Source organism: Streptomyces sp. NPDC026246 (assembly GCF_055567995.1).
The window spans coordinates 219,474-234,970 of the sequence record NZ_JBVHPJ010000002.1 but is presented as its reverse complement, the minus strand read 5'-3'; the positions used below and the strand labels follow the sequence as shown (position 1 = coordinate 234,970).

Annotated in this window: 14 protein-coding genes; 5 read left to right on the top strand and 9 right to left on the bottom strand. The window is 72.6% G+C overall.

Going from position 1 to position 15,497, the window contains the following annotated elements; translation table 11 throughout:
* Nucleotides 1-13: 13 nt before the first annotated feature.
* The 4 genes from chvE to ACZ4M5_RS05175 form a co-directional block, all read right to left on the bottom strand.
* Complete coding sequence (gene chvE, locus ACZ4M5_RS05190; protein ID WP_467733265.1) at nucleotides 14-1,126, bottom strand: multiple monosaccharide ABC transporter substrate-binding protein; 1,113 nt, start codon at nucleotides 1,124-1,126, stop codon at nucleotides 14-16.
* A 141-nt stretch (nucleotides 1,127-1,267) separates the two neighbouring features.
* The gene (locus ACZ4M5_RS05185) at nucleotides 1,268-2,236 is read right to left on the bottom strand and encodes a glycosyltransferase family protein (protein WP_467733263.1); all 969 of its coding nucleotides are present in this window, start codon (nucleotides 2,234-2,236) and stop codon (nucleotides 1,268-1,270) included.
* Between the two features lie 165 nt (nucleotides 2,237-2,401).
* Nucleotides 2,402-3,406: a zinc-dependent alcohol dehydrogenase gene (locus ACZ4M5_RS05180; protein WP_467733261.1), complete on the bottom strand. Its 1,005-nt coding sequence runs from the start codon at nucleotides 3,404-3,406 to the stop codon at nucleotides 2,402-2,404.
* A gap of 64 nt (nucleotides 3,407-3,470) precedes the next feature.
* Nucleotides 3,471-4,634 (bottom strand): mandelate racemase/muconate lactonizing enzyme family protein, encoded by a 1,164-nt coding sequence (locus tag ACZ4M5_RS05175; RefSeq protein WP_467733259.1) that lies wholly within the window; start codon nucleotides 4,632-4,634, stop codon nucleotides 3,471-3,473.
* Between the two features lie 247 nt (nucleotides 4,635-4,881).
* Here ACZ4M5_RS05175 and ACZ4M5_RS05170 point away from each other — a divergent pair, with 247 nt between their 5' ends.
* A complete protein-coding gene (locus ACZ4M5_RS05170) occupies nucleotides 4,882-5,733 on the top strand; it encodes an SCO2400 family protein (RefSeq protein ID WP_467733257.1) in 852 nt (283 codons plus the stop codon).
* An 832-nt stretch (nucleotides 5,734-6,565) separates the two neighbouring features.
* On the opposite strand, the gene ACZ4M5_RS05165 is transcribed toward ACZ4M5_RS05170, so the two are convergent.
* The gene (locus tag ACZ4M5_RS05165; protein ID WP_467733255.1) at nucleotides 6,566-7,033 is read right to left on the bottom strand and encodes a MarR family winged helix-turn-helix transcriptional regulator; all 468 of its coding nucleotides are present in this window, start codon (nucleotides 7,031-7,033) and stop codon (nucleotides 6,566-6,568) included.
* 102 nt (nucleotides 7,034-7,135) lie between these two features.
* On the opposite strand from ACZ4M5_RS05165, the gene ACZ4M5_RS05160 reads away from it, so the two are divergent.
* A complete protein-coding gene (locus ACZ4M5_RS05160) occupies nucleotides 7,136-8,158 on the top strand; it encodes an NADP-dependent oxidoreductase (protein WP_467733253.1) in 1,023 nt (340 codons plus the stop codon).
* A gap of 96 nt (nucleotides 8,159-8,254) precedes the next feature.
* Nucleotides 8,255-8,674, top strand: coding sequence for an organic hydroperoxide resistance protein (locus ACZ4M5_RS05155; RefSeq protein WP_398111396.1), 420 nt, complete (start codon nucleotides 8,255-8,257; stop codon nucleotides 8,672-8,674).
* A gap of 69 nt (nucleotides 8,675-8,743) precedes the next feature.
* On the opposite strand, the gene ACZ4M5_RS05150 is transcribed toward ACZ4M5_RS05155, so the two are convergent.
* A complete protein-coding gene (locus ACZ4M5_RS05150) occupies nucleotides 8,744-9,889 on the bottom strand; it encodes a serine hydrolase domain-containing protein (RefSeq protein ID WP_467733251.1) in 1,146 nt (381 codons plus the stop codon).
* Nucleotides 9,890-10,080: 191 nt separating this feature from the next.
* On the opposite strand from ACZ4M5_RS05150, the gene ACZ4M5_RS05145 reads away from it, so the two are divergent.
* Nucleotides 10,081-10,908: an EI24 domain-containing protein gene (locus ACZ4M5_RS05145; RefSeq protein ID WP_467733249.1), complete on the top strand. Its 828-nt coding sequence runs from the start codon at nucleotides 10,081-10,083 to the stop codon at nucleotides 10,906-10,908.
* On the opposite strand, the gene ACZ4M5_RS05140 is transcribed toward ACZ4M5_RS05145, so the two are convergent.
* Both ACZ4M5_RS05140 and ACZ4M5_RS05135 read right to left on the bottom strand, forming a co-directional pair.
* The gene (locus tag ACZ4M5_RS05140) at nucleotides 10,859-12,091 is read right to left on the bottom strand and encodes a pyroglutamyl-peptidase I (protein ID WP_467733247.1); all 1,233 of its coding nucleotides are present in this window, start codon (nucleotides 12,089-12,091) and stop codon (nucleotides 10,859-10,861) included. The two genes, ACZ4M5_RS05145 and ACZ4M5_RS05140, sit on opposite strands and share 50 nt — an antisense overlap.
* 326 nt (nucleotides 12,092-12,417) lie before the next feature.
* Nucleotides 12,418-13,305 (bottom strand): SGNH/GDSL hydrolase family protein, encoded by an 888-nt coding sequence (locus tag ACZ4M5_RS05135; RefSeq protein WP_467733245.1) that lies wholly within the window; start codon nucleotides 13,303-13,305, stop codon nucleotides 12,418-12,420.
* A 256-nt stretch (nucleotides 13,306-13,561) separates the two neighbouring features.
* Between ACZ4M5_RS05135 and ACZ4M5_RS05130 the strand changes: the two genes are divergently transcribed.
* The gene (locus ACZ4M5_RS05130) at nucleotides 13,562-14,056 is read left to right on the top strand and encodes a DUF3145 domain-containing protein (protein ID WP_467733243.1); all 495 of its coding nucleotides are present in this window, start codon (nucleotides 13,562-13,564) and stop codon (nucleotides 14,054-14,056) included.
* Nucleotides 14,057-14,213: 157 nt separating this feature from the next.
* On the opposite strand, the gene fabF is transcribed toward ACZ4M5_RS05130, so the two are convergent.
* Nucleotides 14,214-15,485: a beta-ketoacyl-ACP synthase II gene (fabF, locus tag ACZ4M5_RS05125; RefSeq protein WP_467733241.1), complete on the bottom strand. Its 1,272-nt coding sequence runs from the start codon at nucleotides 15,483-15,485 to the stop codon at nucleotides 14,214-14,216.
* Nucleotides 15,486-15,497 lie beyond the last annotated feature (12 nt).

Below are 15,497 nucleotides of genomic sequence, written 5' to 3'. Positions count from 1 at the left end.
TGGGTGGCGGGGACTACTTGAGGTCGCTCTCCTTGATGTAGCCGGAGTCGACGACCTCCTTCTGGTAGTTGCCCTTGTCGACGGCGACCGGCTCCAGCAGGAAGGCGGGGACGACCTTGGCACCGTTGTCATAGGTCTTGGTGTCGTTGACCTCGGGCTTCTTGTCGTTCAGCAGCGCGTCGACCATGTTCGACGACACCTTGGCGAGCTCGCGGGTGTCCTTGTAGACGGTCATCGACTGCTGGCCCGCGATGATCGACTTCACGGAGGCGACCTCGGCGTCCTGGCCCGTGACGACCGGCAGGGGCTTGCTCTTGGAGCCGTAGTCGTCCGACTTCAGGGCCGACAGGATGCCGATGGAGATGCCGTCGTAGGGGGACAGGACCGCGTCGACGCGCTCGCTCTTGTAGGCCGAGGTGAGGATGTCGTCCATGCGCTTCTGGGCGGTGCCGCCGTCCCAGCGCAGGGTGGTGACCTGGTTGAGCTTGGTCTGGCCGGAGCGGACGACGAGCTGCTTCTTGTCGATGTAGGGCTGGAGGACCTTCATCGCGCCGCCGAAGAAGTAGCGGGTGTTGTTGTCGTCGTTGGAGCCGGCGAACAGCTCGATGTTGAAGGGGCCCTTCTCGGAGCCGTCCTTCAGGCCGAGCTTCTCGACGATGTAGGAGCCCTGGAGTTCGCCGACCTTCTCGTTGTCGAAGGAGGCGTAGTAGTCGACGTTCTTCGTGCCGAGGATCAGGCGGTCGTAGGAGATGACCGGGATGTCCGCGTCCTTGGCCTGCTGGAGGACGTTGTTCATCGACTTGTTGTCGATGGCCGCGACGATCAGCGCCTTGACGCCCTGCGTGATCAGGTTCTCGACCTGGGAGACCTGCTGGTCGGGGTCGTCCTCGCCGAAGACCAGCTTGGTCTTGTAGCCCTTGGACTCCAGGTTCTTGACGACGTTGTTGCCGTCGGCGATCCAGCGCTCGGAGGACTTGGTCGGCATCGCGATGCCGATGGTGGCGCCCTTGGCGTCCCCTTCGCCCTGCTTGCTGCCGCCCTCGCTGTCCTGGCCACAGGCGGACAGGGTCAGGGCGAGGGACGCGGCGGTGGCTACGGCGGCGAGAGCGGCTCTGCGGTTATGCATGATCATCATCCTTGATCTGTGTGCAGGGCTCGGTCTGGGAGGCGCGAAGTCGCTCCGGGTGGTCGTGCCGGAAAGACCGAGAAAACTTGTGTGGGATTGTGGTCGGCTGTGTCGTCTTTTGTAAGGTGAGTTTCCGGAACGTTATGACGAGATTTCGAACCGTTGCAGTGCGCCGGGCAGCCGGGAGCCGAGCGGCGCCATGTCTCCGTCGGCGCCGTGCCGGGCCAGAAGGTCCAGGGCGAGCCGGCCGCGCCGTACGCGTTCCTTCGCCGTGGCCAGCGTCAGCTCCCGCATGTGGTGCCCGTACGGATAGATCCCGGGCGCCTTGGACAGCCCGAACTTCAGGTACAAGGGGGCGCCACGCCTGATGAGTTCGGCCACCTCGTACATGCGCACGTAACCGCCGAGGTCGTCGGGGGCCTCGATGTACATGTCCATCGGGGCGCCCGACACCCGCCGGATCTCGGTGAGGTGATGCAGTGTCAGGTCGCTGGGCACGTTGACCGAGTCGGCCCCGAGCCGTTCGTAGACCGCGTACGCGGCCGGGTTGACGGGGCCGATCAGCGCGCTCACCTTCAGGGTCGTGTCGGCCGGGAGGATTCCCGCCGCCCGCGCCCGGTGCAGCGTCCACAGCACGCCCTCGTCGGCGACGAGCAGGCACTTCACGCCCAGCTCCGTGGCCCGCACCGCGTCCTCGACGCAGCCGGCGACGGCGTCGTGGCCGCGGGCGCGCAGTCCGGCGCCGCGCGAGTCGGTGCGCGTGGACCCGCCGATGTCCCAGGTGCCGCGCGGGCCGGTGAACAGGCACAGCTCGATGTCGCGTTCGGCCGTGGCCTCGACCATCTCGGTGATCTCGGCGTCGGTCAGCATCCACACGCCGCTGCCCTGGCTGATCCGGTGGATCGGCACGTCCAGCCGGGATGCCTCCTTCAGCACCACCGCCAGCGCCTCCGGACCCTCGCACGAGGGGATCTCGGTGCGCCACCGGCCGCCGCCCGGGAAGGAGTGCGGCGAGGCGTCGGCGGGGTCGGGGGCGGGCGCGTTCAGGCCCAGCGCGGTGAGCGCCTGCTCACCGGGCCTGCGGACGGCCGGGGCGGAAGCGTCGGTCACAGGAAAGTCCTTCTGGTTCGATATGTCGGACGAGGTTCGCGGCTCGGGATGCGGCGCACCGGTACGGACGCGGCGCCACCCGGGGAGAGCCGGGACGGGTCCCGGCCGCGCGGCTGGTGTACGCCGGTACGGAGACCGTCAGGTCGCCCCCGTACCGGCGTACGGCTACGGGCGGAGCAGCACCTTGCCCACCTTCGGGTCGCCGGCCCCGACCAGTTCGATGGCCCGCGCGAACTCGGCGAGCGGCACCTCGTGCGTCACCAGCGGCAGCGGGTCGAGCAACCCCGCGGCGAACACCCGCACCGTGTGCGCCCAGGCGTCCGGCGGCGCACCGAAGACGGTGTGCACCTCCAGCTGCCGCACGACGAGATCGGTCGGATCGAGCCCCTCGGCGCCGGACGCCGGGATGCCGGTCAGGACCAGCCGCCCGCCGCGCCGCAGCAGGCCGGCGGAGATCCGGGCGGCGTCCGCGGACCCGGCCGTCTCGATCACCACGTCGAAGTCGTCCGGCAGGTCCTGCTCCTTGGTGCGGAAGTCCGTCGCCCCGTACCGCCGCGACAGCGCCTCCCGGTCCCGGCGGGTGCCGACGACCAGCAGCTCCGCGGGCGAGGCCGCCCTGAGGAACTGCACGGCGAACATGCCGAGGGTGCCGGTGCCGACCACCGCCACGCGCTCGCCGGGCCGCGCGTTCGCCTTGAGCGCGGCCGCCGCGATGCACGCCGCCGGTTCCAGCAGGGCCGCGGCCGTGAGGTCGCAGTCGTCCGGCAGGACGTGCAGCAGACGGGCGGGGAGGGTCAGGGTCGCCGCCATCGCACCCGGCTGCGTGAACCCGGTCTCCTCGTAGCCGGCCGAGCACAGCGTCGTCTCCCCGGCGTGGCAGCGGTCGCAGACCTGGCAGTTGCGGAATCCCTCCCCGACGACCTTGCGGCCGACGAGGGAGGCGGGGACGTCCGCGCCCACGGCCTGGACCGTCCCGGACCACTCGTGGCCCGGGGTGAGCGGATAGCGCACGTAGCCCTCGGGGCGGTTGCCCTGGTAGACCTCCCGGTCACTGCCGCAGATCCCCGAGGCGTGGACGCGCACCAGGGCCTCACCGGCCGCGGGCCGCCGCGGCTCGTGCGGGACGAGGCGGTGCTCGCCCGGGGCGTCGATCACTACCGCGGTGCTCACCTGGTTCCTCCGGTCGTCGAGGGGATCGGGGGCCGGCTGCCGAACGCCGGGGGCCGGACGACGGTCACTGGGTGCCCTTGGGCTTGCGCTGCTCCCAGCCCTCCGCCCACAGGTCGAAACGCGCCTGCTGCTGGGGGAACTCCGCGGCGGCGTCCACGTCCAGTTCCACGCCCAGGCCCGGGGCGTGGGAGAGGTGGAAACAGCCGTCCTCCGGGTCCACCTGCGGGGCGCCCTTGACCACCTTCTTGATCTCCGCGTCCGCGAAGTCGTTGAAGTGCTCCAGGACCTTGAAGTTCGGGGAGGTGAACCCGACCTGGAGGGAGGCGGCGGTCAGCACCGAGCCGCCCACGTTGTGCGGGGCCACCAGCATGTAGTGGGTCTCCGCCGTCGCGGCCAGCTTCCGGGTCTCCCAGATTCCACCGATGTGGCCGACGTCCGGCTGGATGATGTCGACGGCCTGGCTCTCGAACAGCTCCCGGAACTCGATCCGGTCGTGGATGCGTTCACCGGTGGCGACCGGCATGTCGACCTTGGCGGCCACCTTCTCCAGCGCCTTGAGGTTCTCCGGCGGCACCGGCTCCTCCAGCCACGCCGGGTTGAACGGCGCCAGCTCCCTGGCCAGGCGCACGGCCGTGGCGGGGGAGAAGCGGCCGTGCATCTCCAGCATCAGCTCGGCCTCGGGGCCGATGGCGTCCCGTACGGCCTCGATCAGGGAGACCGCGTACAGGGTCTGCTGGTGGTCCAGCTCGAAGTGGCCGGTGCCGAAGGGGTCGATCTTGAGCGCCCGGTAGCCGCGCTCCATCACGCCCTGGGCGGCCTTGTGGTAGGCCTCCGGGGTGCGCTCGGTGGTGTACCAGCCGTTGGCGTACGCCTTGACCTTGTCGGTGACCTTGCCGCCCAGCAGCTGCCAGACGGGGACGCCCAGGGCCTTGCCCTTGATGTCCCAGCAGGCCATCTCGATCACCGCGATGCCCGACATCACGATCTCGCCCGCCCGGCCGTAGTCGCCGTACTTCATGCGCTTGACGAGGTCCTCGACCGCGAAGGGGTCGGAGCCCAGGATGTGGTTGGCCTCCGCCTCCCTCAGGTAGCCGAGGAGGGCGTCGGTGTGTCCCAGCATCCGGGTCTCGCCGACTCCGGTGAGCCCCTCGTCGGTGTGCACCTGGACGTAGGTCAGGTTGCGCCACGGCGTCCCGACCACGTGTGTGCTGATTCCGGTGATGCGCACGGCGGTTGTCCCTCGCTGCTTCGTCGGATCGGTTTCCGTCAGTTTCGCCCGCGTGCCGAGCTGTTCGATATTTCGTCATGCGTTCGAAATGCTGGCGTGACAGTAAGGACGGCGCGGCGGGGGTGTCAATGGGTCGCGCGCATAACGGTTTCGGCAGTTTCGAAACCCGGGGCAGGGGGTGTCCATACAGAACCTTCACAGCTGGATCTAGGAACGTGACCCGCGCGGAACTTAACCTTCCGGCGTCATGGACTACTGCGACCCGTGCCGACGGCACCTCAACGGCGCGCTGGCCTGCCCCGGGTGCGGCGCCCCGGCCCGAGCGCTGCGGCGATCCGCTCCGCAGCCCGCCGCGGCGTACGCCCTCGCCCCGACCCAGGGCGCGGGCGCGCAGCTCCACGACCAACCGCCCGCCGCCCAGGACCACTTGACCGAGGCCGAGGACGGCGACGACATCGCGCCCGCCGACCCTCGTGACGAGGCCGACGACGGCGACGGTGACGACGAGGGCGCCCGAACCCCTTCCGGCCGGGCCGCCCGGCGGCGCGGGCGCGGGGCCGGGCCCGACGCGGACGGCCCGGGCGGTGCCAGCCGCCGGGACCGGAAGGCCGCCGCGCACCGGCGTCGGCGGCGCCGGACCCTGTTCGTGGTCGCGGGCTTCGTGCTCGCGGCGGGCGGGCTGAGCCTCGCCGAACTCGGCATGGACGCCCCGGACTCGACACCGAGACCCGCGACCGCCGGCGGGGCGTCGGCGGACGGCGGCGCGTCGGCGGAAGCCGGAGAGGCGAGGCCGGGCCGTCCGGACGCCGCGGCCGGATCCGCGGACGCGTCGGCCTCCGCCTCGGCGGATCCGTCCGGCTCCGCGTCGCCCTCGGCGTCCGCCGAGGACAAGGAGTCGAAGGCCCCGAGCGGCGAGCCGTCGAAGGAGGCCCAGGCGGGTCCGGCGGGAACTGCCCCCAGCAGCCCGGAGTCCGGTACGACGGCGGCCCCGCCCGCCCCGGCGCCGACCCCGTCGTCCGACCCCACCACCAAGGCCCCGGAACAACCGGAACCCTCCCCGTCGGAGCCGTGCGACCGGTTCCTGTGGTGGTGCACGTAGCACGCCCCTCAAGCCCTCAGGGCATGCCCCCCTGCCTCGCGCCACCTTCCGGGCCACCCCGCGCTGCTGCGTTCCCCTGGCCGCCTGCGGGCCACCCCGCGCCAACTGCGCTTCCAGGGCTGCGCTGCACCTTCCGGACCACCTCGCGCTACCGCATTCCCCTGGCCGCCTGCGGGCCGCCCCGGGTCAACTGCGCTTCCAGGGCTGCACCTTCCGGGCCGCCTCGCGCTGCTGCGTTCCTCTGGTCGCCCCTCTGGCCGCCTCCGGGCCGCCTTGCGCCACGGCGCTTCCGGGGCCGCACCCCGGGCCCCCGCGCTCCTCCAGTCGCCCCCGGGCCACCCCGCGCGACCGCGCTTCCGGGGCCGCACTCCGGGCTGCGACGCACCCGCGCGCTCCTGGGGCTGGGGCTGCACCCGGGCCACCCCACGCGACCGCGCTCCTCCAGCCGTTCCCGGGCCCCCCACGTCACGGCGCTTCCGGGGCCGCACTCCGGGCTGTGACGCACCTGCGCGCTCCTGGGGCTGGGGCTGCACCCCGAGCCCCCCACGCGACCGCGCTCCTCCAGCCGCCCCCGGGCCACCCCGCGCCACCGCGTTCCCCTGGCCGCTGGCCGCTCTCGGGCCACCCCGCGCGACCGCGCTCCTCCAGCCGTTCCCGGGCCCCCCGGCCCCCCGGGCCACCGCGCTTCCGGGGCTGCACCCCGGGCGGTGACGCACCTGCGCGCTCCTGGGCTGCACTCGGGCCACTCACGCGACCACGCTCCGTTCCCGGGCCGCCCCGCGCCACCGCGCTGAGGGGCAACCCCCCCCGGGCCGCCCCCGAACCCCCGCGCTCAGCCCAGCATCACCCGCAGCGCGTCCCGCAGCGCCACCCGTTCGTTCTCGGCGAGTCCCGCCAGGGGCTCGCGGGCGAACCGCAGGGACTCGCGCAGGCTCTTGGCCACCCGCCGGCCCTCGGGCGTCGCGGCCGCGACCTTCACCCGGCGGTCCGCCGGGTCCGGCTGCCGCTCCACGAGGCCGCGCGCCTCCAGCCGGTCCACTATGCCGGTGACGTTGGACGGCTCGCACTTCAGCCGCTGCGCCAGCCTCCGCATCGGCAGCGCCTCCAGGCACAGCAGGCTCAGCAGCCTCGCCTGCGCGCCCGTCAGGGCATGCTCCGCCGCCGCCGACTCGTAGTCCTCGTGGAAGCGCGCCACCACCTCACCGATCAGCTCGACGACCTCGAGGGTCAGCGGGTCGGGCCGGCCGGCGGAATTCCCGGTGGTCGACGTGGTCGATGGGGTCGATGTGGGGGAGGCCATGCCGGTCAGGGTACCCGGTTGTTTGACAACCTGAAATATTCAGGAGCATGGTTGTTTCAGGTACTGAAATGTTCGCTTCCCGTATGTGAGGACTGGCGCACCATGACCGACACCCCGACCCTGCCCGCCGTCAGCCGCGAGTGGCACCTGCTGAGCCGTCCCGTCGGCTGGCCGAAGCCGGAGGACTTCGCCCTGGTCGAGGCGGAGGTACCGCAGCCCGGTGAGGGCGAGGTCCTCGTCCGCAACAGGTACCTCTCCGTGGACCCGTACATGCGCGGCCGCATGAGCGCGGCGAAGTCCTACGTCGCCCCGTTCGAGCTGGGCAAGGTCATGCAGGGCGGCGCCGTGGGCGAGGTCGTGGCCTCCAACGCCGAGGGCCTGTCCGTCGGCGACCACGTGCTGCACTTCTTCGGCTGGCGCGAGTACGCCGTCGTCGCCGGCAAGAACGCCGTGAAGGTGGACGCCGACGCCGCCCCGCTGTCGACGTACCTGGGTGTGCTGGGCATGACCGGCCTCACCGCCTACGCCGGTCTGCTGCGCACGGCCGCCTTCAAGGAGGGCGACGCCGTCTTCGTCTCCGGTGCCGCCGGTGCCGTGGGCGGCCAGGTCGGGCAGATCGCCAAGCTGAAGGGCGCCTCGCGGGTCATCGGCTCCGCCGGGTCCGCCGAGAAGGTGAAGCTGCTGGTCGAGGAGTACGGCTTCGACGCCGCCTTCAACTACAAGGACGGGCCGGTGAGCGAGCAGCTGCGCGCCGCCGCCCCCGACGGGATCGACGTCTACTTCGACAACGTCGGCGGCGACCACCTGGAGGCGGCGATCGGCTCGCTCAACCAGGGCGGCCGGATCGCCGTCTGCGGCATGATCTCCGTCTACAACAACACCGAGCCCGCCCCGGGCCCGCGCAACCTCGCGCGCCTCATCCAGACCCGCGGCCGCATCGAGGGCTTCCTGGTCGGGGACCACTACGACCTGCAGCCGCAGTTCGTGCAGGAGGTCGCCCCGTGGGTCGCCTCCGGCGAGCTGAAGTACCGGGAGACCGTCGTCGAGGGCATCGAGAACAACCTCGAGGCGTTCCTGGGCGTGCTGCGCGGCGACAACACCGGGAAGATGATCGTCAAGCTCTAACGTCTTCCGGCAGGATTCCGACATGCGGTAACTTGTTTCCGAATCCGTCCCGGCCCGGGCGCGAGCCGCGGCGGACCACCGAAGGAACACAACCGCATGCCGATCCAGCAGTCCGACGTCCTCTACACCGCCGTCGCCACCGCCGAGAACGGGCGCGACGGGCGGGTGGCCACCGACGACGGCAAGCTCGACGTCGTCGTCAACCCGCCGAAGGAGATGGGCGGCAGCGGCACCGGGACCAACCCGGAGCAGCTGTTCGCCGCCGGCTACAGCGCCTGCTTCCAGGGCGCGCTCGGTGTGGTCGCCCGCCAGGAGGGCGCCGACCTCACGGGTGCGACCGTCACCGCGAAGGTCGGCCTGGGCAGGAACGGGGACGGGTTCGGGATCATCGTCGAGATCTCGGCCGACATCCCCAAGGCCGACCGGGGCACCGCGCGGGCGCTGATCGAGAAGGCGCACGAGGTGTGCCCCTACTCGAAGGCGACGCGCGGGAACATCACCGTGACGCTCGTGTGAGGACGGTCGTTGCACAGGCGGAGGCCGCACCCTTGGACGTGGGGTGGGGCCTCCGCCCGCGTCCGCGGCTCACCGCCCCAGTGCCGCCCGGTGGACGGCCCGCACCAGGCGTTCGTTCTCCGGCGCGGCCCCGCCCGGGAAGACGGACCGGCGGCGCGTGTAGCCGTACGCCAGGCCGCTCCACGGGTCCGCGAACGCCTGGGAGCCGCCCTCGCCGCTGTGGCCGATCGTCCCGGCCCCGAGGAACGGGTGCCACGTGTCAGCGGTGGCCTCGAAGCCCAGCCCGAACGACGCGTGGGCCCGGGTCACCAGGTCGTGGCCGGCCGAGTGGACCTGGCCGAACTCCGCCACCGTGTCCGGCTTCAGCAGCGGCGCCTGCCCGTCCACCTCGCTGATCGCCGCCGCGTACATCCTGGCCAGGCCCCGGGCGGAGGCCACCCCGCCCACCGAGGCCGGGCCCCGGGCGCGGATCAGCGGCGCGTTCGCCAGCGCGGCCGGCTCGGCAGGTTCCCCGGCGTGGCGGTTGAGGGCGATCGAGGCCAGCGTGTGCGGGCCGGTGGGGGCGGCGTCCAGCTGGGCCTGCTGCTCGGGCGTCGGCGTCATGGGCTGGGCGGCGCGGAAGCGGGGCTCCGCGGACGCGGGCAACCCGAGGTGGAGATCCAGGCCGTACGGGGTCCGGACCCGCTCCCGGTAGACGTCCTGGAGCGTACGGCCCGTGGCGCGGCGGACCACCTCGCCCACCAGGGCGCCCCCCACCAGGACGTGGTGTCCGAAGGCGGACCCCGGATGCCAGAACGGCCGCTGGTCGGCGAGGCGTTCGGCGAGCTGACGGTCGTCGGCCAGCTCGGACAGGGTGAAACCGGTGGCCGTGCCGATCACCCCCGCCCGGTGCGCCGGCAGATCGCGCAGGGTCAGGGCGCCCTTGCCCTCGGCCGCGAACTCCGGCCAGTAGTACGTCACCCTCCGGTCGAGTTCGAGCGTGCCGTCCTGCACCAGGAGGGCCACGACCAGGTGGGCCGCGCCCTTCGTGGACGAGGAGACGCCGTAGAGGGCGTCCGGGTCGGTCCCCGCCCACAGATCGACCACCTTCCGGCCGTGGACGTAGGCGCACACCTGCCCCTCGTAGTCGTCCCGCTCACCGGCCGCGAACGCGGCGAACACCTCGCGGACCCCCTCGAAGCCTTCGGCCACCGTGCCGTGGATCTCCCGCGTCATCCGCCCTCCTCGGGGAACCGCCGTGTCCCGTGGTGCGCACGCGAACCTCACCCGGAGCTCCCGCCGATCGGTACGGCGAGGCGCACGGATTCGACTCAACGGCCAGGAGGGCGCGCCGGCCCCGCCGCCCGTGACACCGGTGTGACCGGAGCGCGTCAAGAGCGCGACACCGGCCCGGATAGGGTCGACCCATGCGCGATCTGGGGACGGGTTTCCGGTACTTGCTCAAGGGCCAGCGATGGGTGGCCGGGCACGGCAGGCAGTACGGCTTCGGGCTGCTCCCGGGCCTGATCACCCTCGTCCTGTACGCGGCGGCGCTGGTCGCGCTCGGGTTGTGGGGCGAGGACGCGGTGGGTTGGGCGACGCCCTTCGCCGACGACTGGTCGAGCCCCTGGCGCGGCCTCTTCCGGGGCCTGCTCACCGGTGTGCTGTTCGCCCTCGCCCTGCTCCTCGCCGTCGTGACGTTCACCGCCGTGACCCTGCTGATCGGCCAGCCCTTCTACGAGAACCTCTCCGAGAAGGTCGACCGCGACGTCTCCCCGGACGGTCACGCGCCCGCATCGGGGCTGCCGTTCTGGCGGGAGTTGTGGATCTCCGCCCGGGACAGCCTGCGGATCGTCGTCCGGGCCGCCCTGTGGGGCGTGCTGCTGTTCGCGTGCGGATTCATCCCGGTCGTCGGGCAGACAGCCGTCCCGGTGATCGGGTTCTTCGTCACCGGGTTCTTCCTCACCGAGGAGCTGACCGCCGTCGCCCTCCAGCGCCGCGGCGTCGAACTGCGCTCCCGGCTGCGGCTCCTGCGCGACCGCAAGACGCTGGTGTGGGGCTTCGGCACGCCCCTGGCCGTCTCCTTCCTGGTGCCCTTCGTCGCCGTGTTCCTAATGCCGGGCGCCGTCGCGGGCGCCACCCTCATGGCGCGTGACCTGCTGGGCGAGGAGATCACCGAGGGTGGCGGCAAGGGCGACGCGGCCGTTACGAGTTCTCCGCGGCCACCGTCAGGATCCTCCGCACCTGGGCGATGATGTCCAGCCGGTTCCGCACGAAGTCCGGGTCGGTGACCTCGGTGGTGTTCCCGGCGCCGAACTGCAGCACCGGAGTGTGCACGTGCCCGCCCGGCAGCCGGTCGTGCAGCCCGAGCCGGTCCCGCAGCAGCGTCGCCCGGTAGGCGATCTCGTTGGAGAGGTAGTCCCCGCCCCCGCCCGCGCGGGCGGTCGAGCCCGGCGTGGGCCCGTCCGGGCGGACGACGGGGTCCGTGCCGCCCGCCGGGATCTCCGTGACACTCGTGTTGTCGTACACCGGGAACCGGCCGGTGTCCGCAGCGGCGATCGCCGCGTAGGGCAGGGTCGTCGTGGTCCACTGCGGCTGCGAGGCCGGGTCGGCGACGGGCACGGTCCCGGTGCGGCCGACGTTCTCGTTGTCCCCGAAGCCGCCGCGCCAGGCGCCGTTGGTCCGCTCGACGTCGAACCGGCCCACGCGGCCCTGGCTCACGGTCGTGAACAGGTCGACCTTCGGCAGGTGGGGCCGCAGCGCCCGCTCCACCGTGCCCTCGGCGAAGTCCCGCCAGCGCACGGGGAACACGGCCGTCTCGACCCGGGCCGGTCCGTCGGCCGTCTCGACGACCGCGCCGTCGAGGGCGAGGGCGGTGGCGCCCGACGGGTTGGAGATGCGGATGTCCCGGTCCAGCGTGAACGGGTCGAAGCCGGTCAGCAGGATCCGCTTCAGCCCCTTGCCCCGCGGATACCGGACGGACGTCTGACCGCGCGAGGTGCGCTCCAGCTCGTCCAGCAGCGCGGCGCGCCGGTCCTCGGTCAGGCCGAAGTCCGGCTGCCAGGTGCGCACCTCACGCGTCATGCCGAGCCGCGCCCAGTACAGCGGCCGGTCGTCGTCCCGGCTCAGGTCCCCGCCGGCCGGGCCGCGCCCCTGGGCCCGGTCCACGGCCCGCCGCCACAGCTCCGTGCCCGCACGGGTGACGGCCTGCCGGGCCTGCGCGTAGGAGCCGGCCGTGCCCAGCGCCCGGGCCAGTCGCGGGGCGGCGGTGTCGAAGCCGGAGCGGCGCAAGATCTCCTGCGGAGCCGCCCGGTCGAGCCGCTGCTCCTCGACGGTGGGGGAGGGGGCCGTCCCGGCGGCGCTCGCACCGGCGGGCACGGTGAGGCCGGTCATCAGGGCGAGGCCGAGGACGCCGAGGCGAACACGTATGGAGGTCAAGGGGGTTCGGGCCTTCCGTCGCGGTGGGGGTACGGACGGCCGCAGTATCGCCTGACCCAGGTGGTCCACGCCATGGGGCGCAGCCGGAGGTCAGGTGGCGGTCCGCACCGCACGGTGACCGGCTCGCGGCCGGCGGGTCCGGGTTGTGAAGGGTTCGTACGGGATCCGGGCCGGGAGCCCGATCACCGGCCGCGGGATCACCGCGGGGATTACCGTCTGATACGGGACGAGTTCCCCACCCGGCAGCCCCGGTCCGGGACCTGACCTCCGGACCGGGGCGGGTGCCCGGCTGCGGCACGGCCGTCGGGAACGTGCGAAAGCCCTCGTCAGGGGCGCTTCGCCGTGACGGAGCGGTAGGCGATCTCCGCGATCCGCGCCTGCCCGTTCACACTCGGGTGGAAGTAGTCCCAGCGGCTCAACTGGGCCGTGCCGAAGCGGTAGTCGTACACCGCGCCCCCGTCGTGGCGGCACCGCTCGTCCTCGGCGCAGACCTCCGCCAGCACCTTGTTGTAGTCCTCGACCCGCTCCTGCACCGTGTCGCGCCGCACCTGCGCCTCGGCGTCCAGCCGGTCCGCGTCGCCCAGCATCGACGGGCAGATCCCCAGCTTCCACACCTGCTTGCCCACCGGGCTGGTGCGGCCCTCGGACCACAGCCGCTTCAGGTCGGGCACGCTCGCCACGAACACCTGGGTCTTCGGCAGGGCCTTGCGCAGACCGCGCAGCGCGTCCTCGAAGTCGGCGCGGAAGGCGGATACCGGGGTCATCGCCGACGGCGTGGACCGGCAGGCGTCGTTCGCCCCGACCATCACCGTCACCAGCTGGGGCTTGCGGCGCACCGCCCGGGCCATCTGCCCGGGCAGGTCGGCCATCCGCGCGCCCGTCACGGCGTAGTTCCAGCTCCGCCGGGCCGCGCCGGTGCGCCCCAGCAGCCGCACGGCGAGCGAGTCGACCTCGGCGCTGGTGCCGGTCGCCCAGGACGCCTCCGGGCAGTCCGACAGCACGTCGCACGCGTCGAACCCCCGGGTGATGGAGTCCCCGACGGCCGCCACGGAACGCGGGCTGCGGTCCCACAAGGGCGTGGGCTTCGGGGACGGCCGGGCGCTGCCGGACGGCGCGGCGGAATCGCCCCCCACGGCATCACACCCGGCGACACCGACCACGGCGGCCACGACCACGGCCAGCACACCCCGGGCGCGGTGGCCTCGCATCCCCATCCCTGCTCCATCCCCTCGCCGAGCGGTTCCTGCCCCCACCCATGACAACGCACGAGGGTTCCCGGCCCGTCAGGTGCAACGCCTCCCACCCGTACAAGCGTCCCCCTGGGTGAATGGCGGGAGTTTCCCGGCCCCCGGACCGACCGTACGTCACACTCCTTGCGCCGACGCACGGTAGCCTCGCCATCAACGTGACCCGCCCGGTCACAGCCGTTCCGCCCGTTCGCAAGATGTCCCGCTCTGCCCGGAGGTTCCGGTGACGACACGTGGAGTTCTGTACGTGCACTCCGCGCCGCGCGCGCTGTGCCCGCACGTCGAGTGGGCCATCGCCGGGGTGCTCGGCACGCGCGTCAACCTGGACTGGATCCGGCAGCCCGCGGCCCCCGGCACCTGGCGCTCGGAGTTCTCCTGGCAGGGCCAGGCCGGCACCGCCTCCAAACTCGCCTCCGCGCTGCGCGGCTGGCACCTCCTGCGCTTCGAGGTCACCGCCGAGCCCTGCCCCACCGCCGAGGGCGAGCGCTACAGCTGCACCCCCGAGCTGGGCATCTTCCACGCCGTCACCGGCATCCACGGCGACATCCTGATCCCCGAGGACCGGCTCAGAGCGGCTCTCCAGCGCAGCCGGCAGGGCGAGACGGACCTGGAAGCCGAGCTCAACAAGCTTCTGGGCAAGCCCTGGGACGACGAGTTGGAGCCCTTCCGCTACGCGGGCGAGGGCGCCCCGGTCCGCTGGCTCCACCAGGTGGTGTAGACACCACACCCTCGACAGCGCCTCAGGATCGCGCCCTCGGGGGGCGCGGGGAGCTGCGCGACCAGCCCCCACGCACCCGCGCCCGGCACACCGCGGCACAGAGAACGGCGAATGGCCCGAACCCACTCAGGGTCCGGGCCATCGCAACGCTCGGAGATCACACCGTCCGGAACGCCAGCACCACGTTGTGCCCACCGAACCCGAACGAGTCGTTCAGCGCGGCGATACGGCCGTCGACGGGCAGCTTGCGCGCCTCACCCCGCACGACGTCGGCGTTGGCCTCCGCCTCCGGGTCCAGGTTCTCCACGTTGATCGTCGGCGGAGCCACCCGGTGGTACAGCGCGAGCACCGTCGCCACCGTCTCGACGCCACCCGCGCCACCGAGCAGGTGCCCGGTCATCGACTTCGTCGCGGACACCGCGATGTGGTCGGCGTCGTCGCCGAACACCTTCCGCAGTGCCTTCAGCTCGGCGATGTCACCGGCCGGCGTCGACGTCGCGTGCGCGTTGACGTGCACGACCTCCGCCGGGTCCAGGTCGGTGCGCTCCAGCAGGTTCTGCAGGGCGTGCGAGATGCCCCGCCCCTCCGGCTCCGGCTGCACGATGTCGTGCGCGTCGGCCGAGATGCCCTGGCCGACCGCCTCGGCGTACACCCGGGCCCCGCGCTTGGCGGCGTGCTCGGCGGACTCCAGGACCACGACACCGGCGCCCTCACCGAGGACGAAACCGTCCCGGGCGGTGTCGTAGGGGCGCGAGGCGCCCTGCGGGTCGTCGTTGTTCTTGGACATCGCCATCATGTTGCCGAACGCGGCGATGGGCAGCGGGTGGATCGCCGCCTCCGTGCCACCCGCGACGACGACGTCGGCGCGGCCGGTGCGGATCATCTCGATGGCGTAGCCGATGGCCTCGGCGCCGGACGCGCAGGCCGAGACCGGCGTGTGCACGCCCGCCCGGGCGCCCACGGTCAGGCCCACGTTGGCCGAGGGGCCGTTGGGCATCAGCATCGGCACGGTGTGCGGGGAGACGCGGCGGACGCCCTTCTCCTTCAGCACGTCGTACTGGTCGAGCAGGGTCGTCACGCCGCCGATGCCGGAGGCGATGACCGCGCCGAGCCGGTCGGGGTCGACGTTCGGGTCCTCGCCGGCCTTCGCCTCGAAGCCGGCGTCCTTCCACGCCTCCTGGGCCGCGACCAGCGCGAACTGCGCGGAGCGGTCCAGCCGGCGGGCCTGCGGCCGCGGGATGACCTCGGTCGGCTCCACGGCCACCGGGGCCGCGATCTTGACGGCCTGGTCGGCCGCCCACTCCTGCTCCAGGGGCTTGACGCCGGACTTGCCGGCGATCAGGCCCTCCCAGGTAGAGGCTGCGTCGCCACCCAGCGGTGTGGTTGCGCCGATACCGGTGACGACCACGGTGCGATTGGTCGGGCTCACGGGAATTCTTTC